The following is a 24,715-nucleotide window of genomic DNA, read 5'->3' on the forward strand; positions in this document are numbered from 1 at the left end:
AGGGTCCATGACTTTATGAACTTTATAGACTTTACGGACTTTATAGACTAGTTTATGCTTTAGTTGTGTTATCCGTTGCTTTAGGAGTAGCGGTTGGTTGTGTGGTAGCTGTTGCAGTTGCAGCTTGCACGGGTTGTTCTTCCCAGTGGAACGGGGCGATCGTCGCGTTCGGATCTTTCCAGGACGGTTTACGCAAGGAGTAGATAATGAACGGGGTAGCCACGACCACGATACATCCGATGATCAGTACGGCGAACCAAACGGTGTTACTACCGACGTTGATCTGTGAGGGCGGGATAAAGCTTAACACGAAGGCCAGCAAGGCTCCGCAGAATCCCAGTCCGCCGATAATCCATATCCCGGCGTTGCTTTTCCGTCCGATAGCGAACGGTCGGTCGGCTTTCTTCATCTTGTAGCGCAACACGATTGCAGCGGAGAACATCAGTAAGTACATGATCAGGTACAACAGTACGGTCAACTGGGATAGGATCTGGTAGAATGATTGTACCGAGGGCATCACCACGAACAACAACGCGAGGATTGTTACCACGGCTCCTTGTACGAACAGGATGTTTTTTTGAACACCGATCTTGTTGGTCTTCTGGAAGAAAGGAGGTAAATAACCGGCTTTACCCACGGTGAAGATACCTTTAGACGGACCGGCAACCCAGGTCAACACTCCGGCCAGCACTCCGAACATCAAGGCGATGGCGATAACCGGCGAAGCCCAGCTCAGGTGCAGGTATTTCAAGTAACCGTCAAATCCTACAAGCAAACTTTGTGTTAGGTTAATGTCTTTTGCCGGGATAATCAAACCCAGGGAGAACGTACCGAGCACGAAGATGATCACGGTGATTCCGGCACCGATGAAAATGGCTTTCGGGTAGTTCTTGGAGGCGGGCGCTTTCACGTCCATCACGTGGATACCCATCATCTCCATACCGGCATAGAAAAGGAAGATTCCCGAGGCCAGCACGAGGTTGTCGAATTTGGTTAGGTCAGGGAAGAAACCTTGGCTCATGTCCATGTAGTTATGGCCTCCCGTGGAGATGTAAATAATACCGAAAACGATCAGTAAGCCGGCGGGAATAATCGTTCCGACCATGGCCCCGATCTTGGATACTTTACCTACCCATCCCAATCCTTTCAGGGAGATAAACGTGGCTACCCAGTAGATAGCGAGCACGGTGACCAGCGTGAATATCTTGTTCGATGCTAGCAGGGCATCTTCAGAGGTATTCAAACCGATGTAGGCGATAGACACGGCACCGAATGTAAGTACGGTCGGGTACCAGATCGTACTCTCGATCCATTGCAGGAATATTGCTAGGAAACCGAAACGTTTGCCGTATGCTTCTCCGACCCAGCGGAAAACTCCACCCTCTTTTTGCGCGAACATGGCGGCAAGCTCGGCAGCCACGAGAGCCGTGGGAACCAGGAATACAATCGCCGCGAATAAATAGTAAAACGCAGAACTCAACCCGTAAACGGCCTCTGCCGGTAGACCACGAAGACTCACGACCGCTGCAACGTTCATAATTGCAAGGGTCATCACGCCGAGTTTCATCGCGGTTCCTTTCGTGTTTGAATTTGTTGTCATCTTGAATTAATTTAGTTTAGAATTTATATTACAATAATTATGGTTAGTTTTTTCGGTATGGGGTAAATACGGGAAAAAAGATCATAAGGTTTTTCTCCGTACAATATTTAACTTTGAACTTCTATCCCCAGTGTTTTCGTTTCCCGCTTTAAATAAGTGAACACGGCAAATGCCGCGGCGAGAATGGTACTTAGCAGGAACGGGAAATAAGAAGCGTCCGTGGAGAATATCCCTTGTAATCCTTCGAGGATGAACGGGTAGGTGATGATCGCCACGTAGTTCATCGCCATCACGAGGGCGAGGGCGAAAGTCGCGTGGGATTCGGTGGTACTCGTGGAGGTCTTGTCATATATGATTGGTTGCATGCAGCCATATCCGAGTCCGACGAGGATAACCCCCAGCGTCAACAATACGGCTCCGCCTTTCATCAGGAACAGGACGAACCCAATAGCAATGGCGGCTGTCGAGATCACGTTCGTGTAGTTTTTGAACCGGTTGATAATGTTGTTAATGAAAAATCCGGGTACGGTCATTGCCAGGAAAAAGACGGAAATAAAAGTGCCGGATATATCGGGATCTTTGAATTTCAGGGTTTCCATGTAAATGGAGAGATTGAAGGGCACCGTCAGGACCAGAAACGTGATAAAGTAGTAGAGGAACATGAGGGAGACGGGCCAGTTGTGTTTTGTCCTGTCTGGCATGGTGTTTACCGGGGCTGGACTCGTTTGTGGTGCCACTACCGGGGTTGATTTGAGCTTGAAGGCGAATAACAGGGAGATTCCCGACAGGCAGTAGACCAGGAAAGCGTAGTGCCAGTTGAGGTCTGCGAGCACACCGGCGAGGAAAGTCGCCAGTACCAGCGTTATGTTGGTGATCGACGAGGCGATACCGAGTTGTCGTGTCCTGTATTGTTTAGAGAAATTGTCGGCGATAAGCCCCGTCGAGAACGGGATGATCATTCCGGCCCCGACTCCCAGCAACGCGCTGACAACGAGCAATAGCCACAAGGAATTACTGAACGGGTAAATCACGCTACAACCGAAAAATATGGATAACCCGATAATAAGTATTCTTTTTTTGTTGATCTTTACCGACAGTCGCCCGGCTAGCAGGATGAACGGGACGATAATGAACGACGGGAGGGATTCGAGCATCTGCAATTCGAGGTCGCTAGCGTCTTTGAATATGTTTTGAAGATCTCCGAGTATGGGAGAGATTGCTAATCCCGGCAACGAGGTTACCATGGATATCGAGTAGATGGCAAGGAGTGCGGTAAGCGTCATCGTGCCATGACCTGTCTGTATTTTCATGTTGGTCTTGTTTAGTTCTTGTCACTATACGGGAGAGTGGCGGAAAAAGTTTATAAAGTTCATAAGGTTTATAAAGTTCATAAGGTTCGTGGACCCCTGCGGGGCACTTTGTTCACGGCAGCTTGAGCTGCCGACAAACATAGTCCGAAGGACACCCGTTACTTTATAAATCTTATAAACCTTATGAACTTTATAAACTAAATTTTACTTTCCCCGGTTTGCCACCCGCCTCCGAGGGCCCTGTATAGGTAAACGACCGACAGTAATTCGTCTCGTACGGCATTGTTCAGCCCGATCTGGGCATCGAAGTATCCCCGCTGGGCGTCGAGCACGTCGAGGTAACTGATGACCCCGTTTATGTATTGCAAGTTGGCCAGTTCCATGTACGAACGGGCGGCTTCTTCCAGCCGGGAACGGGATTCCCGCATTTCCCGTATTTTCGAGAAAGTGGTCAGGGCGTTGTCAACTTCTTTGAACGCGGCCAGTACGGTTTGTTGATAATTATATGTTTCCTGTTCCAGTGCGGCACGGGCGGCTTTGAGGCGTGCCCGGTTTTTCCCGGCGTTGAGTACCGGGGCTAGTAGTTTGCCTCCGAGATAGAAGTAGGGAGCTTTAAGGAAATCACTGAGTTCATTATCCTCTCGTCCGTAGCGGGCGGTGAGTGATATCTGCGGGAAGAGGCTCGTGTAAGCGACACCGACCTTGGCATTTGCCGCTTTAAGCTTGTATTCCGCCTGCCGGATGTCGGGACGGCGTTCGAGCAGGGAAGAGGGTAGACCTACCGGAAGGGAGGTAGGCAGCATTTGCTTGTCAATGTTTTCCCCGCGGGCGATATCGCCGGGATAGTGTCCCGTGAGCAGGGAGATGTCGTTCTCTTTCAGCCGGATTTTGCGTTCCAAGTCGGGGATCAGCGTGGTCGTTTTTGCCAACTCTACTTGTGATTGGCGGTAGGCGGTTTCGGAGGTAAGTCCACCCTCGAAACGCAGTTTGGCGAGGCGCACGCTTTCAACACGGGCATCGTAGGTTTGGCGGACAATACTCAATTCCATGTCAAGCGCTCGCAATTCGAAATACGATTGTGCTACCTCGGAGATTAATGTCATTTGCAGGGCCCGTTGTCCTTCCACGGTCTGGAGGTAAGCGGCGAGACTCGCCTGAGATCCCCAGCGCAGCTTGCCCCACAGGTCGAGTTCCCACGTCAGGGAAGCTTCGATGTTAAACGTGTTGCCGGGGGTGCGGTCGTATTCCCGTTCTCCGAGAGCGTCGATCCCGACGGCAGGGAAAAGGTTCGCTTTCTCCATGCGGTGGGCGTAGCGACTCTCTTTCACCCTTGCGGCCGCGGCCAATAGATCTTTATTGTAAGCGAGCGAGGTGCGTATCAACCGTTGTAACACGGTATCGGTGTATATTTCCGACCACGGAATGTTCGCCACGGTCGATGAGTCAGAGGGAATAGAATCGGTGATTGCCGTGGGTAAATCCAGTTCCGGACGGGTATATTTTTTGCCTATCTTGCAGGAACCTAACAGGCTTCCGACAAGGAGAGCGATGAGGATTATGTGATGTTGTTTCATGGCAATGATGTGGTTAATTGTAACATGTATGATATTGGTGGGGGAGAAAGTCTATAAAGTCCATAAGGTCCATGGACCTTATAGACTTTATGGACCTTATAAATTTATAGACTCTTTTTTCTTCTCCATTGCTTTACCTTATAAATTTGTACAAAGAAGAAAGGGACTAGTACGATGCCGACGGTGATCGCCACGAGCATCCCGAAGAAGATTCCGGTACCGATCGAGTGGCGGCTGGCGGAACCCGGACCGCTGGCGAGTACCATGGGCAACATACCGAGTACGAAGGCCAGCGAGGTCATCAGTATCGGGCGGAACCGGGCACGGGCGGCGGTAATGGCGGCCTGCACGGCGTCAACACCTTTATCAACTTCCACTTTAGCGAATTCGACGATCAGGATGGCATTTTTGGCAGCCAGCCCGATCAACGTGACGAGTCCGATTTGGAAGTAGACATCGTTCTCTAGTCCGAAAATCCATACGCCGAGGTAAGCTCCCAACGCGGCGATCGGTAAGGAGAGAAGTACGGAAATCGGTACGAACCAACTCTCGTAGAGGGCAGCGAGGAAAAGGAACACGAACACGAAGACGAGCGCCATGACCATTCCCGTTTGTCCCTCGGCTTTCTTTTCTTGAAACGACAGTCCGCTCCATTCCATACCGATGTTATCGGGCAGGTGTTGACGGGCCAGTTTCTCGATCGCCCGCATGGCTTCGCCGGAACTGTGTCCCGGGGCTGCTTCCCCGTTAATGACGGCCGTGGTGAACATGTTGAAACGCTTGATTGATCCCGGTCCCGTGGTGTTTTCCGCCCGACCCAGCGCGGTCAGGGGAACCATGTTACCTTTGGAGGTCTTCACGAAGAACATATTCAGGTTCTCTTTCTGCATCCGGTAGGGAGCCTCGGCTTGCATGTATACCTTGTATACCCGATTGAACATGTTGAAGTCGTTGACGTATACCGAACCCGTGTAGGCTTTCATCGTTGAGAAGATGTCCGCCAGCGGAATGCCGAGGAATTGTGCCTTGTCGCGGTCCACGTCAAAGTACAGTTGCGGGATTTCGGCTTGCAGGGAAGAGGATACTCCCGTCAACGCCTTGTCTTTGGCCGCGTATTTGACGAGTGTGTCGACGGCTTCCACGAGGTTCTCGAAGGTGGCACCGTTGCGGGCTTCCACTTGTAACTCGAATCCTCCCGATGTTCCTAACCCGGGAATCACGGGCGGCGTGGACAGGAATACGAGGGCCTCGGGGTATTTTTTGAACTCGGAGCGGACGTCGCTCATGACCTCCTCAAGGGATAGGTTGCCTTTCTTGCGTTCTTCCCAGGGTTTGAGGATAACCGTCAGTTCTGTGCGCGATTGGTTGGTACCGACGCGGGGACTGCTCCCGGCCACGCTTTGCACGTAAGCCACGGCAGGGTGGTCTTTCAGGTAGTCGACTGCCCGTTCGGTCACCTTGCGGGTACGTTCGAGCGTGGCTCCCTCGGGTAATGCCAGTTCCACTTTGAAGTATCCCTGGTCTTCTTCCGGCAGGAAGCTGCTGGGGATTACCCGGTTGAGTACGACGATCAGCACGATTGCCATACCGAACCACGCGATGATGCGGCGGGGACGGGCTAACGCCCGTTGTAACAGGTGGATGTATTTGTTATTTCCACGTGCCAACCATTCGTTGATCTTGCGAAACACGAAGTTTTTCCGGCCGTCGGAGGGACGCAGTAATATGGCACACATGGCGGGACTCAGCGTGAGGGCCACGACCAGTGAGATCAGCACGGATACGACAATCGTGATGGCAAACTGGCGGTAGAGCATACCCGTGATTCCGGGCAAAAAGCTCACGGGAACGAACACGGCACCCAGCACGAGCGAGGTGGCCACGAGTGCCCCGGTCAGTTCTTTCATGGCTTTGCGGGTAGCCTCGTAGGGAGACAATCCTTCTTCTTCCATGATACGTTCGACTCCCTCGACGACGACAATGGCGTCATCGACGACGATACCGATCGCTAGCACGAGTCCCAGCAAGGTTAGCATGTTGAGCGAGAACCCGAAGGCGAGCATGAACCCGAAAGTTCCGATCAGCGACACGGGAACTGCCACCAGCGGGATGAGCGATGCACGCCAGCTTTGCAGGGAGAGGAACACGACGAGGATCACGAGGAAAAGGGCCTCGAAAAGGGTCTTGTATACCTCGTGAATGGATTCGGCTATATACGTTGTGATGTCAAACGGAATGTTGTAGCTCACGCCCTCCGGGAAATCCTTGCTGATCTCCTGCATGGCTTTTTCCACGTTCTTGGCGACTTCCATGGCGTTTGCCCCGGGTAGCATGTAGATGCCGAGCACGGCGGCATTCTCGCCGTTCAGACCACTCTCTGTGTTGTAGGAACTGGCTTCAAGTGATACCCGTGCCACGTCGCGTAAGCGGATAATCGAGCCGTCGGGGTTGGCCCGCACGACGATTTCTTCGAATTCGTTGACCGACGAGAGACGTCCCGGTGCGGTGATCGGGATGGTGATGTCTGTTCCCGTCATGGGCTGTTGGCCGAGAACCCCGGCCGCCGACTCGCGGTTTTGGTCTTTCAGTACGTTCTGTAAATCTTTGATCGTTAACCCGAAGTTAGCCATACGGTCGGGAAGTATCCATATTTGCATGGCGTAATAACGGCTACCGATGTTGGAAACTCGTCCCACGCCCGGTACGCGTTTCAACACGTCGAGCACGTTGATGGTGGCGAAGTTACTGAGATATATTTCGTCAAACCGGGGATCGGACGAGGTGAGTGTCAGCGTCATCAACTGGCTGGAGGATTGTTTCTCGACTTTGATCCCGTTTTGCACGACTTCTGCCGGGAGCCGGGATTCGGCCAGTTTTACGCGATTCTGTATGTCGACGGCTGCCAGCTCGGCATTGGCCGATATGTCAAAGGTCACGGTGATCGAGAGACCTCCGGAATTGGAGCTGCTCGATTCCATGTATAGCATTCCCGGCGTACCGTTCAGCTCCTGCTCGATGGGCGTGGCCACCGCCTGCGAGACGGTAACGGCACTTGCACCCGGGTAGGAGGCCGAGATTTTCACGACGGGAGGGGTGATCTGCGGGTACTGGTCGACAGGCAACAGGGACAACCCGATGAAGCCCACCAGCACGATGACAATGGAAAGCACGGCCGAGAATATCGGCCTGTCGATGAAGAAGCCGGGTTTCATAACTCTACCTCCTCTTTCGTGGCGATTCTTTCGGGTTTAACGAGTGCTCCCGGGGTCAGTTTGTGGTATCCTTCAACGACAACCAGCTCGCCGGGGCCAAGGCCTCGCTCTACCACGATGTGATTGTTTACTTCCGGTCCGGTTTCGATAAACCGCTTTTCGGCCGTGCTGTCACGCCGAACAACGTATATGTAGGCACCACCTTTCTCGATGGCTACCGCTTTACTGGGAACGACGACGGCATTCTCGCGTACGTCGAGTAGTAGTTTTACCTTGGTGAACTGTCCCGGTAATAATTTCCGGTCAGGGTTGGGGAGTTCTGCGCGCACGCCGAAAGTTCCCGTTTGCGGGTTAACCTGCGGATCGGCGAAATCAACGATACCCGTGAGCGGGTAGATCGAGTTGTCGGCTAGCGTGATTGTCACGGACGGCTGCCACGAGCGGTTCGCGTCCTTCTCTCCGAGGGTCACGTTTCGCTGCTGGCTGCGCAGGTAATCAAGGGCGGTAAGGCTGAAATCCACCAGAACCTCGTCGCTCTCCACGACAGTTGCCAGTTGCGACTTCCCACCGGGACCCACGAGCGTGCCGATGTCGGCGTACCGTTCGCTAATGTACCCGTCAATCGGGGAGCGTACGGTGGTGTAACCCAGTTCCAATTCTGCCTGCGCCAGGTCAGCCTTGCTCATGGCCACGTTCGCCTTGGCACTTTCGTAGGCTGCCACGGCATTGTCAAGGTCGAGCTGGCTGGCCGCCTTTTGCTCGTAAAGGGGACGAAGACGCTCCACGTCACGAGCGGCTTTTGCTTCCTGGGCTTGGTCTTTTGCCAGTTGCGCCTTGGCCTTGTCAACACGTGCCCGGTAAAGATCACTGTTTATTTTGAACAGGGGTTGGTTCCGTTTCACGCGCTTTCCTTCCTCGAAAAGCATCTGTTCAAGGTAACCTTCCACGCGAGCCCGAACCTCGACGAATCCTTTCGCCCGGATTTGCCCGACGTATTCCCCGTATATTTCCACGTTATCCACTCCGACTTCCTCGACTGCCACCACTTGCCGCTCCGGTTCCGTCTTGTGTTTGCAGCCGGACAAAAGTGCTACAGCCACGAGTGCTATCATTATTCCTGTTTGTTTCATATTGATTGATTTTGTTTACATACTTATTCCTGTTCGTCTTTTCTAATGAAAAATATATGCTACGTTTTACGTGAAGTTGTAAAAATAAGTTATATTGTTGATCAATAATCCGATAAAAAGAATGCTACATGTCGATTCGTTCCTCTGAAAGAGAGAAAGTTGTAGAATTATACCACACGAATGTGGAAAAAGGCGGCACGGGGAGGGGCAAAGGGGGATAAAGTCCATAAAGTCTATGGACTTTAAGAGCCTTAGGCTCGACTTTATGGACTTTATTACCACACCTTAACCAGAAATTGCCCGAGGTAAACGGCCAGCAATCCCAGCACGATACTGAGTGTCGTGTAGAGAATGAAATAAAAGAATTCCTGATCCCGCAACAGCATGAAGTTCTCGTTCATGAACGTGGAAAAGGTCGTGAACCCACCGCACAATCCCACGGTGAGGAACAGGCGCAAGTCCCCGTCTAGCACGTTACCCCGCTCGAACAACCCGTAGAGAAAACCGATCAGGAAACAACCCGTGATGTTGACGAAGAGCGTTCCCGCGGGAAAGGTCACGATTGAAAAACTTTGTATGAAACGGGAGAGGAGGAAGCGAAATATTCCCCCGAAGAAACTTCCTAACCCGATAAAAAATAATGTCTTGTACATAGTATAGTCAAAAGTCCATAAAGTCCATAAAGTCACGGGTGTCCTTCGGACAGTGTTTATCGGCAGCTCAAGCTGCCGTAGACAAAGCGCCCCGCAGGGGTCCATGACTTTATGACTTTATGGACCTTATGAACCCTTTTATTTCAGTCCGCTTCTTTCCAGTAGGGCGTCAACCGTCGGTTCTTGACCGCGGAAACGCTTGTAGAGGGTCATCGGGTTCTCGGACGCACCTTTCTCCAGCACGTTGCGGCGGAACGATTCGGCGGTAGCCTTGTCGAAGATGCCGTTCTGTTTGAACAGGGAGAATGCGTCGGCGTCGAGAACCTCGGCCCACTTGTAACCGTAATACCCGGCGGCGTATCCCCCGGCGAAGATATGTCCGAACGCGGGCGAGAAGGCACTACCTTTCACGATAGGCAGGATTTCTGTCTTGCCCATGGCCCGTTGCTCGAATTCCACGAGGGGTTCGGTAACGGGAGCGGTGATCGTGTGCCATGCCATGTCAACCATGCCGAAACTCAACTGGCGATCGCTACCGTATCCGGCTTGGAAGTTGGACGAACGTTTGATCTTGTCGATGAATTCCTGCGGGATACTTTCTCCGGTCTCGTAATGTACGGCCCACGTGTCAAGCCACTCTTTTTCGAGCGCGTAGTTCTCCATGAATTGCGAGGGTAGTTCCACGAAGTCGCGGGAAACACCGTCCATGGAGGTCGAAGCGTACGTGCATTTGCCGAAAATACCGTGAAGGGCATGACCGAACTCGTGCAGGAACGTGGTTACCTCGTTGAATGTCAGTAGCGAAGGTTTCGTGTCGGTGGGTTTCGTGAAGTTCATCACTAGGGATACCAGCGGGCGTTGATCCTTGCCGTTGACCATTTTCTGGCCGCGGAATTCGGTCATCCATGCGCCACCGCCCTTGCTTTCCCGCGGGAAAAAGTCCGTGTAGAGAACGGCAAGGAACGAACCGTCGTTGTCGTATACCTCGTAGGTCTTCACCTCGGGGTGATATAGCGGGATGTTGTTTACTTCCTTGAACGTGATACCGTAGAGACGGGTAGCCAGGTCGAACACGCCTTTCTGCACGTTTTCAAGCTTGAAGTAGGGTTTCAGCATCTCGTCGTCAAGCGCGTATTTCTCCTGCATCAACTTGTTGGAATAGTAGGCCCAGTCCCAACGTTGTAAATCGCCTTTCAACCCGGCTTTACGGGCGAACGCTTCTACTTCCTGTTTGTCCTTCACGGAGTAAGGATAAGAAGCATCATGAAGTTCGGCGATGAAATTATTCACGATCTCCGGCGTGTTGGCCATGCGATCCGTCAGGGCGTAATCGGCGTAAGTCTTGTAACCCATCAATTGCGCCTTTTCAAAACGCAGGGCGGTGATTTTCTTGATGACCTCCTCGTTATTATACTCGTTAGCATGGTATGCGCGGGAAGAGTTGGCCCGGTACATTTGCTCGCGTAAGGCCCGGTTATCGGCATATTTCATGAAAGGTCCCATGCTCGGGTAGTGGAGGGTGAAAATCCAACCTTCCTTGCCCTGTTGTTTGGCGGTCATGGCGGCCATTTCCTTGGCACCATCGGGTAGACCGGAAAGATCCTTCTCGTCCGTCACGTGCAGTTGGAAAGCGTTGGTCTCGGCCAACTCGTTCTTATCGAACGTGAGGCTCAGTTTACCCAGTTCGATCGAGATTTCCTTGAAGCGCTCCCTTGCCTCTCCTTCGAGATTGGCTCCCCCGTCAATGAACGATTTCCACGTGTTTTCCAGCAACATGGTTTGTTCGGGGTTGAGGTTCAACTGTTCTTTCTGAGCGTGTACTTGTTTCACCCGGTCGAAAAGTTGCGGGTTCATGTAGATTGCGTGACTGAACGAGGTCAGTTTGGGCGACACGTTCTGGGCGATGTCCTGCATCAGGCTGTCGGTGAGACAGGCGTTGAGGTTGAAGAATATGCCGGAAATGGCATTCATCCGTCCGCCCACGTTGTCTAATGCCACGATGGTGTTCTCGAAGGTCGGGGTTTCCTTGGAAGAGGCGATCTGCTCGACCTCTTTCCTGGCTTCCTCGATAGCCACGTCAAAAGCGGGTTCGTAATGCTCTGCCTTGATTTTATCGAATGGAGGCGTCTGGTGGGGCGTGTCAAAACTCGTCAATAGCGGGTTTTGTTCCGTCTTTCCGCAGGATGCCACAAGAAGAATAATTGCAGCCATAAATGTTGTCTTTCTCATTGTTTAATTAGTGTTCTGATTTGTATTCGAAATTTCGGTGGCGAAGTTACAGAATAGTTTGTAAAGTTCATAACGCCTGTAAAGTCTTCGCCGGGGAGACGCTTGAAAACTCGCGCTTGCCACGACATGATTCGTGCCAATGTTTGGATTTCATGGAAAGAAGTACTATGATTTACTTCTTCTTCCCCTTGAACACGATCTTGGGCTCGACGATCATCGGGATCACGGTGACGGTGATATCGAGATCGAGATTGTCGTTTTGAATTTTACCTTTGTGCGTGTAGGAAATGGTTTGTTGCCCGGCGGTAACTTTTCCTCCTCCTTCGAGGTTGAAGGTGGTGTCGGTTTCGATGACCTTGCTTTTAGCCGGATCAACCGTGATACCCCGCACGGGCATGGTGAAGTCCACGAGTTGCAGCGTCACGTTCTTGCTGGTATCGGCAGTGATCCTGATCTTGCAGGGGATCGGGCCTTCGGGAACCAGCGTCTTGCCGTTGGCATCGGGTTTTAGCATCGCTTTCACGTGATCGGGTAGGATGATCGTGGCCTCGCCCTCGTACAGGCCGGGAAGGGAGGAGACGTCACGTGCCCGTCGATCGCTACAACTGTTACAAGAACTTAACAACGAGGATGTTGTGATCGTCACTAGTAATATTCCGATAAAGAAAATAGTCCGTTTCATGAAGTGTTGATTTATTTTTGTATTTTCGACCGTTAAAAATAGAAACTTTTATCAATTAAACCATCAGGATTATGAAATTTGTAGGATTACTTCTTCTTTTATTACTTGCGGTCGGGGGATCGGTGAAAGCCACGTCGGTGGAGAGTTCGGACAAAAAGGATCACGCGGCTGCCGTTGCCGGGACGTACGAGGGGGAGGCCTTTATCGAGATCATGCAGCAAAAGATGAAGTTGAAGCTCGAATTGAAACGCACTCACCGGGATAGCGTGATCGTGGTGGTAACGGATTTCGTGCTGCCTAACGGGCAAAAGTTCAGTTATCGTTCAACGGGTGTTTCCGTGAAGCCGGTGGTGAAGGACGGTAAGAACGTGTATCAACTGAATATCTCGTTTGGCTATAATTATAACGGGATGCCGATGAAGGTGACCGCCACGGGAACGATCGTCAACGGTCAACTCGATTCGCTGGTGAAAGCCACGATCATGGATGCCATGGAAACAAAGGTGACTTACAAGGCGAAAAAGGTGTAGATATTCCCGCCGGAATAAAAAATAAAATCATACATTTGTATCACTACCAGAGTGTACAAGATGAGGAGTGATAGTCAAATTATCGAATTGTTGAAAGCGGGACGACGAGAGGGAATGGTTACCTTGTTTGATCGCTATTACAAGCCGTTGGTTTTATTCGCTGACGGTTTCCTGCATGATTTGTCCGGGGCCGAAGACGTGGTGCAGGAACAATTCGTGAAATTGTGGGAGGAACGGCTTTACGAGCGGATTCACGAGAAGGCGTTGAGCACATTTCTTTTTACCATGGTGAAAAATAGTTGTACCAATCAATTGATCCGGCGAGGGATAAAGACGGAACTTCTCGATTTACCTCATTACCAGATAGCGCAGGAAGAAGCCCGGGAATTCGATCCGGTAGTGATGACTACGATCCGGAAAGCTTTGGATTGCTTGCCGGAAAAGACGCGTAACGTGGTTGAGTGCGTCATGCTGGGAGGGCGCATGTATAAAGAGGCTGCCGATGAACTGGGGGTCTCTGTCAATACCGTGAAAACTTTGCTGAAAGCGGGGATAAAGGAATTACGCGTGTTGTTGAAAGATCAGCGGGGAATACTTCTCCTGTTTGTTATTCGTTTTACCAAAGTTTCTTCTCGATTGTCACATTTCACGAGTTCGGGAAAGAGGCTTTCGTGATTTCCAACACTTTTTCTGATAAAGAGGTCTGCATGATCATGGTGTCGTGCGGCTACACGGTGTATATGAGGAAGCTATACTTGATAGAATTGACCTTTGTATACAATGATTGGTCGTGAATTAATGCTTTGTCCGTGAGATAGATTAATCGCCTGATTTTGATGTGATTGCTTCCGGGGTTCTCCCGGGTACTTCCTTGCTTACTTATCGGGAACTTATCAGGAATTATTGTTAAGTAGTATACAAGTTGTCATTTCCTTTTAGATAATAAGGCGGGGAGTATATTTCGTGATGTATGGACATACAACGAGCAAGCTCCCTGTCTATTCTCGCTTAATCGCTAGTTTCCTTCTATAAATAACTATTCTTTGTACTCCTCTTTTTTATAAGAAAAAATAGTTCAACAAAGAAGTTTAGAGTGAAGAATATAGCCAAGAGGAAGAGTATTCCAGCTCTCCCTCTGTTTATAGAGGCCACTGAAAAAGTCGGTATTGTGATAAACAACTACCCCCTCCGGCTCCCCCTTACACAGGGGGAGAGTTGATTACCAAGCGGTTTCCCCTCCTGTGTAAGGAGGGGCCAGGGGTGGTAGTTCAAATAATGAAACTTTTTCTGTGCCCTTATACGCAGAGGAGGAATTGGAATACTCACCGTTTTCGGGAAGAGGGTTCTAAAAAAAGATGAAAAAAAAGATTGTTTTTATTCACCCGCCAAAGAGGAAATTTTGTTTAACTGGTAAATTACATTATCAAAGTCATGGAAATACACGATGAAATATTCCGGGATATACAGGCTTGCTGGCAGGGTAACGCCACGGGCGAGCAGGTTGACCGGGTGAAAAAATGGATAGAAGAAAACGAGGAAAATCACCGGGAGTATGAACGTTTATCCCGGTTATATTACCGGTTAGGATACGCGAAACGTTGGGACGAGATTGACATGCGAGCGGCGGGAGCATCTTTGTTAAAACGGATTTCGAGAACTCGGAAACGGAAAATGTCACGTTACGTGTGGAGGTGTGTCGCGGCAGCGTGCGTGATTGTTGGCGGGATGATGTTTCTATGGATGAAAGAGATACCCCGGACGGGAGAATTTCCGTTGAACCTGTCGGAGGTGCGGTCCGGTAGCCCGAAAGCGACCCTGGTATTAAGTGACGGGAGGCATGTTTCTTTGGCGGCGGACACGCTTTTTCGCATGCAGGTGCAAGGAACTTTGTTAAAAGAAGATGCCATCGGGGGATTGAAATATGAAATTCCAGATAGCCTGAGAGATATATCGCGGGGACAGGCTATCACGTACAATCGACTCGTGGTTCCTCGCGGGGGAGAATATATCATGACGCTTTCGGACGGAACTCGGGTGTGGCTGAACGCGGAGACGGAGTTGAGATTTCCCGTCGTGTTCGCCAAGGATAAACGCGAAGTTCACGTGAAAGGGGAGGCTTATTTCGAGGTGGTGAAGGATTCTTCAAGGCCGTTTATCGTGCATGCTTCCGGGGTTTCGACGCGGGTGCTGGGAACCTCGTTCAACGTGATGGCTTACGAGAATGAACCGTTGGCGGAAATCACGCTCGTGGAAGGGAAGGTTGAAGTCGAGAGCCGGGGGAATACATGCTTGTTGACCCCCGGTTGGCAGGCCGTCGTGGACAGTGACACAAGGCAGCTTTCCCGCCGGGAGGTAAATGTTTCTTCTTACGTGTCGTGGCGGGACGGGTTGTTTGATTTCGGGGAGATGACTCTTGAAGAGCTGGTGATGAAATTGAGTCGTTGGTATGACGTGGATTTTTTCTTTGTCAATAGCGGTGCCCGTGCCAAGCGATTCACGGGGGCGATCAAGAGGAATAACACGTTGCAGTTCATGCTCGATTTTATAGAGAAGACATCGGACGTGTATTTTAAAGTGGACGGGAAAGTGATTCAGATTCACGAGAGATAATGATAAAAAAAGACCGTCAGGTGTTCGTACCACCTTTCGGTCTGGATAAAGTTTTGGAAACTTAAAACACAAATGTATGAAAAAAAATCCATTAATGGGGTTCGTTTGGGTGAAAAACGAACGCTGGAAATTCTTATTAGCTATGCGATTAACACTTGTATTTCTTTTTTGTTTCATGTTGGGAGGATACGCCAATAGCACGGCGCAGAACCAGATGAACGTGAAAATGGGAGAAACTACTTTCGAGAAGTTGTTTCAGGAGATTCGTGAGCAAACCGGTTGTATCGTGATGTATAATAGCGATGTGCTGGACAAGAAGATGAGGGTCGAGGCCAATTTCGGGCGGATAGAGTTGGCGGATTTGTTAGAGAAAGTACTATCGGGTCGAGGCTTGACTTTCGAGATGGACCGGGAGTTCGTGATCCTGATGAAGGTGCAACAGAAACCGGATGAACAGAAGAAGATCACGATCTCCGGGGTGGTGAGGGATAAGCGGAAGGAACCGTTGATCGGCGTGACCGTGCTGGTGAAGGGGACCTCGATCGGGGCGGTTACGGATACGGCGGGAAGGTATAAAATCACGTTGCCCGCGCGGCAAGACCTTGTCTTGATATTCTCTTTTATCGGTATGCAAAGTAAAGAGGTGAAGGTTACGGACCAGCAAGAAGTGAACGTGGTGCTGGAAGAGGATATCGAGGCCCTGGACGAGGTGGTGGTCTCCACGGGATATTACAATCGTAAGAAAGAGAGTTACACGGGAGCGACAACTTCTTTCACGGGGGATAAATTACGCATGGTGTCTTCCGGCAACGTGTTGTCGACGCTTTCCGTGCTGGACCCCTCGTTCAAGTTGCTGGATAATATAGAGATGGGGAGTGACCCGAACACGATCCCGGAGTTCACGATCCGCGGGGGTGGGAGCTTGCAGTCGGAATACGAGAATTCGCCTAACATGCCCACGTTTATACTGGACGGGTTCGAGGTGAATGCCGAGAAGATTTTCGATTTGGACCCGAACCGGGTGGCCTCGATCACGATATTGAAGGATGCCGCCGCCACGGCCATCTACGGTTCGAGAGCGTCGAACGGGGTGGTGGTGGTGGAAACCGTGGAGCCTCAAGCCGGGAAATTACGGTTGAGCTACACGTTTTCCGGGGATTTCTCGTTCGCGGACTTGGGGGTTTACGACCTGATGAACGCCGCGGAAAAGTTGGAGTACGAGCGTTTGGCGGGATTGTACAAGCATAGTAATATCGAGCAGGGTGATAGGTATAGCGACCGGTATAACCAGCGGTTGAAGTGGGTGAAGCAGGGGATTGATACCGATTGGTTGAGTAAGCCGATAAAAGACCTTGGATTCGGGCATAAGCATTTTTTGCTGGTAGAAGGGGGAGATTCTTCTATCCGGTATGGCCTTTCCGTGAATTATAACGTGACGGACGGGGTGATGAAAAAGTCGGGGCGGCGGACGATCGGGATCGGGAGTAAATTGCAATATAATTATAAAAATCTGCGTTTTATCAATGACTTGATCTATTCGAGCGTGAAAGGTACGAATTCTCCTTACGGTTCTTTCACTACTTACACGTACCAGAATCCTTATTTTTACCCGTATGACGAGAACGGGAACGTGAAGCAATACCTGTATCAACCGACGCTTGACGGGGATGTAACGGTTCCGAACCCGTTGTATAACGCGGCCAAGAATACGCGGAGCGAATCCAGTTACAGCGAGTTTAATAATAATTTCTCGATAGAATGGAATATCATGGAGGGGATGACGTTACGCGGGAAGTTGTCGTTGAACAGCAAGAAGGAGAGTTCCGATGACTTTAAACCTGCCACGCACACGGATTTCACGACAACAAAATATAAAGGAAGCTACGAAAAAGGGGAACGGAAGACGTTCACGTACGATGCTAACGTGGTGTTCAATTATGCCCGGTCGTTCGAGAAACACAGTATAAATGTGGCGGCCGTGTGGAACGTGAGGGAGAGTAGTGTTGACAGTTATTCCGTGCTGGCGGTGAATTACCCGAACGAGCAAATGGATCATTTCGGGATGGGAACCGCTTTTAAAGAGGGAGGAAAACCGTCGGGAGATTACGAGGTGAGTCGCTTGATGGGATTCGCGGGCAATGTCAATTACGGTTGGGATAATCGTTACCTGCTTGATCTTTCCATTCGTACGGACGGTTCGTCCGTGTACGGTGCGAATCAACGCTGGGGAACGTTCGGTTCCGTCGGGGTAGCGTGGAATATACACCGGGAGAGATGGTTCGAGGATTCCCGTGTCGTGAGTGATTTGAAATTGCGGGGGTCGATCGGGAGTACCGGGGGACAGAATTTTTACCCGTTCCAGTCTATCCGGATGTTTAGTTACAAAGATGATCTGGTGGATGGAATCACTTACAACGGGAGTATCGGGGCGTTGTTGAAGAGTTACGGGAACACGGACTTGAAATGGCAGAAGAATTTGAAACGTAATATCGGGTTGGATTTTGCCTTTTTCAGGAGCCGGTTGTCGGGTTACGTGAATTACTATAAAGAGGATTCTAAGGCTTTGTTGATAGATGTGTTGTTGGCTCCTTCAACGGGTTTTAATTCTTACAAGGATAATTTGGGTGAGGTTGAGAATCGGGGGATCGAGGCCAATATCCGGGGATCGGTGATTCGTGACACGGGGAAAGAGTTGCAATGGGATCTTTTTGTCGGCGTGATGAGTAACCGGAACCGGTTGTTGAAACTGAACGATGCTTTGGCCGCGTATAATCGTATGCAAGATGACAAGGTAAATAATGCTGAAGATGACAAGAAAAGTAATCGCCCGGTGGTTCGATACCAGAAAGGGAAATCTATTAATGCCATTTGGGCGAACGAGTCCCTGGGGATTGACCCGAATAGCGGGGACGAGATATTTCTTGATCAGGATGGGAAGAAGGTAGACAAGTGGAGTACGGATAATTATAAACCGTTGGGTTGTAAGGATGCGGATGTTGAGGGAAGTTTTGGAACAATGTTGATGTACAGGGGATTGCAATTGAACGCTTTCTTTAAATACAGTATCGGGGGGGATATATACAACCAGACTCTGGTGGATAAGGTGGAGAACGTGGACCCGAAGAATAATGCCGATCGTCGGGTGTTGTACGATCGTTGGAAGGAGGCGGGGGATGTGGCCCGGTTTAAAGCGATCGGTAACACGGAAATCACGATGCCGACATCGCGTTTTATCGAGAAGGAGAATTACGTGCAACTTTCTTCTTTGAGCGTGTCGTATCGTTTCCCGGCAGAGAAATTACGTCGCTTGGGTATGGAATCATTGAAAGTCACTGCTATCGGGAATGATATATTCCGAGCTTCCACGGTGAAGATGGAACGGGGAACGGTCTATCCTTTTGCCCGGACTTACACGCTGTCGCTGCAAGTTGTCTTTTAAAATGTTGTGATACATGGAATATAAAAGCTATGAAATTATGAAGGATATGAAAATAATGATTGTCGCCTTTTTTGTATGTTTGGGCATGACTTCGTGCGAGGCGTGGTTTGATGTTTCCCCGAAATCGGACGTGAAATCGGATGATTTATTCAAGGACGAGAATGGCTTCTGGGATGTGTTGACGGGTGTTTATTCCGTTATGGTGACTCCCTCCGCGTACGGGCGGGAACTGACTTACGGTTACCTGGATGTGATGGCGCAGTACTATGATAAGATCACGAGCCAGACACATAATTATTACAAGGCGAAAAGCTATGATTACAAGGATTCCAAGGAAGAAACCCGTTTGCAGGCTATCTGGAAAGGACACTATAAGGCGATTGTGAATCTGAACGTGTTGTTGGAATACGTCGATAAGAATAAAGCCGTGTTCAGTTCCGAACAACATTACCGGGTCGTGAAAGGGGAGGCTTTGGGCTTACGCGCGTTCCTGCATTTGGATTTGCTCCGTTTATTCGGAGCTTCACCGGCAGACGGGTTGGAGCAACAGACGATTCCTTATGCCGATGCTTACACGAACGTGGCTCAACCGGCTTTGTCCATGGGTACGTTTGTCAACCGGGTTGTTCGTGATCTGGATTCGGCACGGGTGATGCTGGTTAATTCCGACTGGTTCGGTCCGGCGTATCAAAATCTGTATGAAACCCGTGATTCCAGCATGAGCGATCGCGGGAGCCGGATGAATTGTTTCACCGTGTCAGCGTTGAAAGCGAGAGCGTATAGCTATATCGGGGACAAGGATAACGCGATGAGGGCTATCCGCGAGGTGATCAACGAGAACACGAGGGAGCCTATGGAGCCTTTAAGATTGGCAAATTCCGCCAGTGAGAGTGATCGGTTGTTTAAAGATGAGATATTATTCCGGTTGAACGTGGAGGAGTTGGAAGAGGGAACATCGGCCTATTTTGGCGAGAATGCCATAAAAAATGGCGTGAGTACGAGTGCCACGGCGCTGTGTTTCACGGGAACCAAGGTGACGAATCTCTACCAGGCGGTGACGGCGGGGGATGATGATTTTCGCTTGAAATTGTGGTTTCAGCCGACGGATGTCAGCTCGTCGTGGATGCCGGCAAAATACAAGAACGTGAAGTTTATTCCTATCGTGAGACTGTCCGAATTGTACTTGATTGCGGCGGAGTGTGCTTCCGGTAATGACGGTCTGGCTTACCTGAACAAGATCCGTGCTCATCGCGGGTTGGCGGCCTTGGAGGGGGAGGTTGACCTGGCGGACGAGATCGCCAAGGAGTACCGGAAAGAGTTCGTGGCCGAGGGACAGATGTTTTTCTATTATAAACGGATGAATCTGGGACGTATCGGCGTTTTCTCCACGGTGAACCTGGCGGATAAAAATGCGGTTTACCGGATTCCCGTGCCGAAAGATGAATTGGATTATGGTAACATGTAGACAAAGAATTTTTAAATGAATGGCTCTATGATAAGAAATATAGTATGGATGTGTTTATTTGCCGTTTCGTGTATAGGATGTCAGGAGAATGATCGTTTGGTATACACGACCAAACCTTCTGTTTTCTTCCCGGATTACACGGCAGGTAAAGATAGTGTGACTTATTCATTCCGGATGACGAAAGAAGATCGGGATACCGTTTATCTGACCGTTAAGCTGGTCGGACAGAGTTTAGAACACAGGGCGCCCATAGGCTTGGTCGTGGATAAGGATGAAACGACTGCACGAGAAGGCGTGTATTACGAAATGGACGAGACGTATTGGCTTGAACCGGGTAGTGGAGAAGTAAAAATACCTGTTTACCTGATACAGGGAGGGACGGATATAGACGATGATATCTTGACCTTGGCACTCCGGCTCGTGCCCACGGACGATTTTGACGTGGCTTACGAGGATAAATCCCGCGTGTACGTGAGGGTAACGAATCAACTGGTGAAGCCCAGTTATTGGGAAGACTTGTTGGTCATCTATTTCGGGGAGTATTCTCAGGTGAAACACGAGAAATGTATCGAGGTGATGGGGCATGATTTCCCGCTGACGCAGGATGAGGTCGCTAGTTTTCCCGGTAGTTACAGCTATTTTATGATTCAGGGGAGGACGGTTTGTTACTATTACGCGACGCATGACGTGAAAGACGAGAACGGTAAGAAAATAGAAGTGTGGGATCCATTTTAATTCGTAAAAAGTATGAGACAATATTTATTGATATGGTTTGTGTTCCTCGCGTCTTTTATGGGATGCGTGGACGACGAGAGTAATACCCGGATCGAGGAACTGAACGAGGTTACGCTGGAGGGATTACAGGACAAGTACAGCGCGAAATTGGGGAGCTATTTACAGATTCCCTTGTCGATAAAAACCGCGACGGGGGATGAATCCCGGTTGAGTTTCGTGTGGTATACTTACACGGCGACTTCCCGGTTGAAGGCGGATACGTTGGGAAAGACGAAAGATTTGAATGCTTTCATTGATCCGAAAATCCTGGTACCGGGGGAGGATTATTCCCTGGTGGTGAAAATCACGGATCAGACTACCGGCGTGTATTATCGGAAGAAAATGAAACTGGAAGTTCTTTCCGATTTCACGAAAGGAACACTTTTGTTGTGCGAGGAAAATGGTTCTAGCGCGCTTCATTTCATGGTTGATGACGCGGAGAAGACATTTATCAAGAATGTTTTCGAGGCGGCTAACGGGGAGAAATTAGTTCATCCCACGCGGGTTTATGCCTTGAATCCCAATAAATACCAACCGCAGATGAAAGAGGTGTTGGTGTTGTGTGAGAATGAAACGGGAGGTTATTTTCTGAATCCGGTATCTATGAAAAGTAATCGTACTGTCGAGAGCGCGATAACTTTCATGCCGGAAACGGGGATTTATTCATCAAAATTGCACGTGGCAAGTACATCAAGGTCTGTTGATTATTTGATTATCAGTAATCAGGTGTTTAAAAGAGGAACAAACATGGGGGCCATGACTTGGGATGCCCCGATGGTCGTGGTGGAAGGGGCGACGGAATACCAGATCGGAACGGGGATGGTACAGTCGACCAGTGGGCCTGCATTTTATGATGAACTGAACGGACGGATTCTAGTACATAGTAATACGGTGTGGAATAAAGCCCCGTTGAAGCAGTTGAAAACAGAGGCCGGAGATTTGAATTATTTCGATTGTAATAATATGGGGACGGGAATGGAATACCTGGCGGGGGGATTACTCTCTGCCAATAATGAATGTTGGATGTTGTTACGCCAAAAAGAAACGATGCAGAGTTATTTGTATAAAATAAGGATTACATCGGCCAATCAGGGAACCAGTCTGGCAAAGATTGCGATAACTCCCGAAATTGCTCCTCATTTTGCGGAAGCGACGTGTTTTGCCTCTCTGAATGATATGAAAGATATCTTGTTTTATTCAACGGGGAATAGTGTCTATTCGATCGCGTTGAGTAGTCTGAGAGAGGGCGTGACAAGTAATTTGGAGGCGGAAATCATAGACGGGAATAAAGATGGTTTCTCTATCACGGGGATGAAAGTGGATGCCATTCTGGTTCCGGCCCCGACACCGGAAAATCCTTTGGCAACCCGGACGGCACAACAGGTACGTTTATGTATACGGGACCAAAATGTGACGGGAAACAGTAAAGGCGGGATCGCTTATTACGAGTTGGGTACGGTAGGGGGGATTCATGCTGATCCGGTATACCGGAAAGCTGGATTTTGTGATCGGGTGATAGATATAGAAGAGAAATACGAATAATATATAAACATGAGACAGATTGTTTTATTTTTAATGATGTGTATCTCCGTGCAGCTTGTTGCTGCACAGGGGATCCATTTCACGACCGGAGATTTCCAAGAGATTGTGAAGCGAGCCGGGGCCGAGAAAAAAGGGATTTTTGTAGACGTGTATACTTCGTGGTGTGGGCCTTGCAAAATGATGGCAAAGAACGTTTTCACGGATGAGAAAGTGGGAGAGTTTTATAATGCTCATTTTGTTTGCGTGAAGTTGGACGCGGAAAAACAGAGTGAGCACGGGTTCTTTAAGAAGTATAAAGCCGGTGGTTATCCTTCTTTTTTCTGGCTGAACGAGAACGGTGATTTGCTTGATTTGCACGTGGGGTATCTGGAGGCTCTCGCTTTTATCGAGAAAGGGAAGGCTTCCAAGGATTCGGATTTTCCGAGACAGTTGGCGGCAATGAAAGAACGATGGGAGGGCGGCGAACGTTCCATTGAACTCGTGCGATCTTATGTTTTCGGCGCTCTGGGGAAGCTCGACCCGGATCGGGTGGATGTTTGTCTGGAAGATTATTTGTCGGGACTTACGGATGAGGAGTTGCTCTCGGAAGATGCTTACAGCGTGTTGCGATCTTGTATACGTTCTCCAGATAAAAAGGTTGTCAAGCAACTTATTTTGCATGCGGATGTGTACAAAAATTACGATAAGGATTTCTGGATCAACATGTACCGGGCTGTCGTTCGTGTCGGGAGTATCATGTATCAAGAGAAACCGAAGGAATATGAACGATATATACAGGATTTGAAAAGATTGGATTCGCCTTTAGCAATCATGTATTATGATATTCTGGAGGTGGAAAGGCTACTTTTTGATCATGAATATGGTAAAGCGATTCCCGCGATTATACCTCTCGCGGAGAAGTATGGCGATGAACACAAGTATTTGTATAGCCAGCTTTTTTACACGATGATTATTGCCAATTATTTTCGAGAGGCTCCCGTCGTGGATGAAGAGGTGGAAGAAGTGATCCGGGTTGCCGATTGTGCGATGAAAGCACAACCTAGTCAGGAGAATTTGTTATACTTGGCGGTGGCTCATGCTAAACGGGAGGATTATAAACAAGCTTATGCCGTGTTGGCCAGCATGCCGATGTTTGGGAAACCCATGTTATCACTGGCCCTGTATCGGTATTTGAATTTGCCTTTCGTGGGGAGTGCATACAGGTAAAAATAAAGAAGCCTGAAAATTTGATTTTCAGGCTTCTTTATTTTTATCGCAAATCAATTACCTCGACTTCCGGATGTGCTTCCTTGTCAAAACGGAAAAACTTCACATCCAGTTCCGTGGCCGGTTTTTTTAGTTCTTTGATCGAGATTTCGATGTCATTCCCGTCCTTGCCGAAAGAAGTGACTTTCTCGACGGTGTTGGTTTTCGTGTTAATCCATACCCCGATTTTACTGATCTGCTTGTGTACTGTTTTGGGCGTCAACTCGATATAGGCTTTGCCGTCTTTTTCTTCTACCAGTTTCTGGTTGAATTTCTGGTTGTGTATATCGAACAGGATCGTGGGGTTCAACATTTCTTCCTCGTTGTTGTCGGGGTTCTTGATATTTACTTCTTCGGATTCGGGCATGTAGGTATAGATGACCTCGCCGTCGAAATAGTTGGTGACGTCCATCACGTCGATCTTGTACATCTTATCCTTCATGAAAGCCTTGCCATGATGGTTTTCCTTGATGTTTTCCGCTTTATTGATCATGGTTAGGTCGAACGTGATTTCCAAGGCCGGATACGATTTTATGTGTTCCACGGCTTTGTCAAGAATTGTCTTCGCCTTGCTGTCTGTTTGTGCAAATAAAAATGTGCCGCTAAGGGCTAGAATCATTAATGTTAGAATGTACTTCATATTCGTGTGATGTTTTTATTGTGTCCTTTTTCTTAAAAACTAAAGCAAATATAGGGATTATCCCGTAGAACCAAAAACTT

Annotated in this window: 17 protein-coding genes; 8 read left to right on the top strand and 9 right to left on the bottom strand. The window is 49.4% G+C overall.

The window, feature by feature from the left end:
* Window positions 1-52: 52 nt before the first annotated feature.
* The 8 genes from gadC to DWW52_RS19205 form a co-directional block, all read right to left on the bottom strand.
* The gene (gadC, locus tag DWW52_RS19170; RefSeq protein WP_118717388.1) at window positions 53-1,600 is read right to left on the bottom strand and encodes a putative glutamine/gamma-aminobutyrate antiporter GadC; all 1,548 of its coding nucleotides are present in this window, start codon (window positions 1,598-1,600) and stop codon (window positions 53-55) included.
* Window positions 1,601-1,707: 107 nt separating this feature from the next.
* Entirely contained in the window at window positions 1,708-2,910 is a 1,203-nt protein-coding gene (locus DWW52_RS19175) for an MFS transporter (RefSeq protein ID WP_118717390.1), read from the bottom strand.
* A gap of 197 nt (window positions 2,911-3,107) precedes the next feature.
* Entirely contained in the window at window positions 3,108-4,484 is a 1,377-nt protein-coding gene (locus tag DWW52_RS19180; protein ID WP_118717392.1) for an efflux transporter outer membrane subunit, read from the bottom strand.
* Window positions 4,485-4,588: 104 nt separating this feature from the next.
* Window positions 4,589-7,696: an efflux RND transporter permease subunit gene (locus DWW52_RS19185; RefSeq protein WP_118717394.1), complete on the bottom strand. Its 3,108-nt coding sequence runs from the start codon at window positions 7,694-7,696 to the stop codon at window positions 4,589-4,591.
* Window positions 7,693-8,826: an efflux RND transporter periplasmic adaptor subunit gene (locus tag DWW52_RS19190; protein ID WP_118717396.1), complete on the bottom strand. Its 1,134-nt coding sequence runs from the start codon at window positions 8,824-8,826 to the stop codon at window positions 7,693-7,695. Before DWW52_RS19190 ends, DWW52_RS19185 begins: the two co-directional genes overlap by 4 nt.
* Before the next feature lie 275 nt (window positions 8,827-9,101).
* The gene (crcB, locus tag DWW52_RS19195; protein WP_118717398.1) at window positions 9,102-9,479 is read right to left on the bottom strand and encodes a fluoride efflux transporter CrcB; all 378 of its coding nucleotides are present in this window, start codon (window positions 9,477-9,479) and stop codon (window positions 9,102-9,104) included.
* A 138-nt stretch (window positions 9,480-9,617) separates the two neighbouring features.
* Window positions 9,618-11,708 carry a M3 family metallopeptidase gene (locus DWW52_RS19200; RefSeq protein ID WP_233556989.1) on the bottom strand — a complete coding sequence of 697 codons (2,091 nt, stop codon included), beginning with the start codon at window positions 11,706-11,708 and terminating at the stop codon, window positions 9,618-9,620.
* Window positions 11,709-11,880: 172 nt separating this feature from the next.
* Complete coding sequence (locus DWW52_RS19205; RefSeq protein WP_118717402.1) at window positions 11,881-12,390, bottom strand: calycin-like domain-containing protein; 510 nt, start codon at window positions 12,388-12,390, stop codon at window positions 11,881-11,883.
* 71 nt (window positions 12,391-12,461) lie between these two features.
* On the opposite strand from DWW52_RS19205, the gene DWW52_RS19210 reads away from it, so the two are divergent.
* From DWW52_RS19210 to DWW52_RS19245, 8 genes are all read left to right on the top strand, one after another.
* Window positions 12,462-12,920: a hypothetical protein gene (locus tag DWW52_RS19210; protein WP_118717404.1), complete on the top strand. Its 459-nt coding sequence runs from the start codon at window positions 12,462-12,464 to the stop codon at window positions 12,918-12,920.
* 60 nt (window positions 12,921-12,980) lie between these two features.
* Entirely contained in the window at window positions 12,981-13,595 is a 615-nt protein-coding gene (locus DWW52_RS19215) for an RNA polymerase sigma factor (RefSeq protein ID WP_118717406.1), read from the top strand.
* A 756-nt stretch (window positions 13,596-14,351) separates the two neighbouring features.
* Window positions 14,352-15,530 (top strand): FecR family protein, encoded by a 1,179-nt coding sequence (locus tag DWW52_RS19220; protein WP_118717408.1) that lies wholly within the window; start codon window positions 14,352-14,354, stop codon window positions 15,528-15,530.
* Window positions 15,531-15,606: 76 nt separating this feature from the next.
* Window positions 15,607-18,969, top strand: a complete 3,363-nt coding sequence (locus DWW52_RS19225) for a SusC/RagA family TonB-linked outer membrane protein (protein WP_118717410.1) — start codon at window positions 15,607-15,609, stop codon at window positions 18,967-18,969.
* A gap of 13 nt (window positions 18,970-18,982) precedes the next feature.
* Entirely contained in the window at window positions 18,983-20,434 is a 1,452-nt protein-coding gene (locus DWW52_RS19230) for a RagB/SusD family nutrient uptake outer membrane protein (RefSeq protein WP_118717412.1), read from the top strand.
* Window positions 20,435-20,461: 27 nt separating this feature from the next.
* Window positions 20,462-21,169, top strand: a complete 708-nt coding sequence (locus DWW52_RS19235) for a DUF4843 domain-containing protein (RefSeq protein ID WP_158582672.1) — start codon at window positions 20,462-20,464, stop codon at window positions 21,167-21,169.
* A gap of 12 nt (window positions 21,170-21,181) precedes the next feature.
* Window positions 21,182-22,750 (top strand): PKD-like family lipoprotein, encoded by a 1,569-nt coding sequence (locus DWW52_RS19240; protein WP_118717416.1) that lies wholly within the window; start codon window positions 21,182-21,184, stop codon window positions 22,748-22,750.
* A gap of 9 nt (window positions 22,751-22,759) precedes the next feature.
* Window positions 22,760-23,956: a DUF255 domain-containing protein gene (locus DWW52_RS19245; RefSeq protein ID WP_118717418.1), complete on the top strand. Its 1,197-nt coding sequence runs from the start codon at window positions 22,760-22,762 to the stop codon at window positions 23,954-23,956.
* A 43-nt stretch (window positions 23,957-23,999) separates the two neighbouring features.
* Here DWW52_RS19245 and DWW52_RS19250 read toward each other — a convergent pair whose 3' ends face one another.
* Window positions 24,000-24,635, bottom strand: coding sequence for an outer membrane lipoprotein carrier protein LolA (locus DWW52_RS19250; protein WP_118717420.1), 636 nt, complete (start codon window positions 24,633-24,635; stop codon window positions 24,000-24,002).
* Window positions 24,636-24,715 lie beyond the last annotated feature (80 nt).

Source organism: Odoribacter sp. AF15-53 (assembly GCF_003479425.1).
Lineage (GTDB): Bacteria > Bacteroidota > Bacteroidia > Bacteroidales > Marinifilaceae > Butyricimonas.

Excerpts from the sequence above, each read along its gene's own strand:
- DWW52_RS19200 (WP_233556989.1), bottom strand. The coding sequence starts at position 11,708 with ATGAGAAAGACAACATTTATGGCTGCAATTATTCTTCTTGTGGCATCC.
- crcB (WP_118717398.1), bottom strand. The coding sequence starts at position 9,479 with ATGTACAAGACATTATTTTTTATCGGGTTAGGAAGTTTCTTCGGGGGA.
- DWW52_RS19210 (WP_118717404.1), top strand. The coding sequence starts at position 12,462 with ATGAAATTTGTAGGATTACTTCTTCTTTTATTACTTGCGGTCGGGGGA.
- DWW52_RS19175 (WP_118717390.1), bottom strand. The coding sequence starts at position 2,910 with ATGAAAATACAGACAGGTCATGGCACGATGACGCTTACCGCACTCCTT.
- DWW52_RS19205 (WP_118717402.1), bottom strand. The coding sequence starts at position 12,390 with ATGAAACGGACTATTTTCTTTATCGGAATATTACTAGTGACGATCACA.
- DWW52_RS19185 (WP_118717394.1), bottom strand. The coding sequence starts at position 7,696 with ATGAAACCCGGCTTCTTCATCGACAGGCCGATATTCTCGGCCGTGCTT.
- DWW52_RS19245 (WP_118717418.1), top strand. The coding sequence starts at position 22,760 with ATGAGACAGATTGTTTTATTTTTAATGATGTGTATCTCCGTGCAGCTT.
- DWW52_RS19180 (WP_118717392.1), bottom strand. The coding sequence starts at position 4,484 with ATGAAACAACATCACATAATCCTCATCGCTCTCCTTGTCGGAAGCCTG.
- DWW52_RS19215 (WP_118717406.1), top strand. The coding sequence starts at position 12,981 with ATGAGGAGTGATAGTCAAATTATCGAATTGTTGAAAGCGGGACGACGA.
- DWW52_RS19250 (WP_118717420.1), bottom strand. The coding sequence starts at position 24,635 with ATGAAGTACATTCTAACATTAATGATTCTAGCCCTTAGCGGCACATTT.
- DWW52_RS19225 (WP_118717410.1), top strand. The coding sequence starts at position 15,607 with ATGAAAAAAAATCCATTAATGGGGTTCGTTTGGGTGAAAAACGAACGC.
- DWW52_RS19240 (WP_118717416.1), top strand. The coding sequence starts at position 21,182 with ATGAGACAATATTTATTGATATGGTTTGTGTTCCTCGCGTCTTTTATG.
- DWW52_RS19190 (WP_118717396.1), bottom strand. The coding sequence starts at position 8,826 with ATGAAACAAACAGGAATAATGATAGCACTCGTGGCTGTAGCACTTTTG.
- DWW52_RS19220 (WP_118717408.1), top strand. The coding sequence starts at position 14,352 with ATGGAAATACACGATGAAATATTCCGGGATATACAGGCTTGCTGGCAG.
- DWW52_RS19230 (WP_118717412.1), top strand. The coding sequence starts at position 18,983 with ATGGAATATAAAAGCTATGAAATTATGAAGGATATGAAAATAATGATT.
- gadC (WP_118717388.1), bottom strand. The coding sequence starts at position 1,600 with ATGACAACAAATTCAAACACGAAAGGAACCGCGATGAAACTCGGCGTG.
- DWW52_RS19235 (WP_158582672.1), top strand. The coding sequence starts at position 20,462 with ATGATAAGAAATATAGTATGGATGTGTTTATTTGCCGTTTCGTGTATA.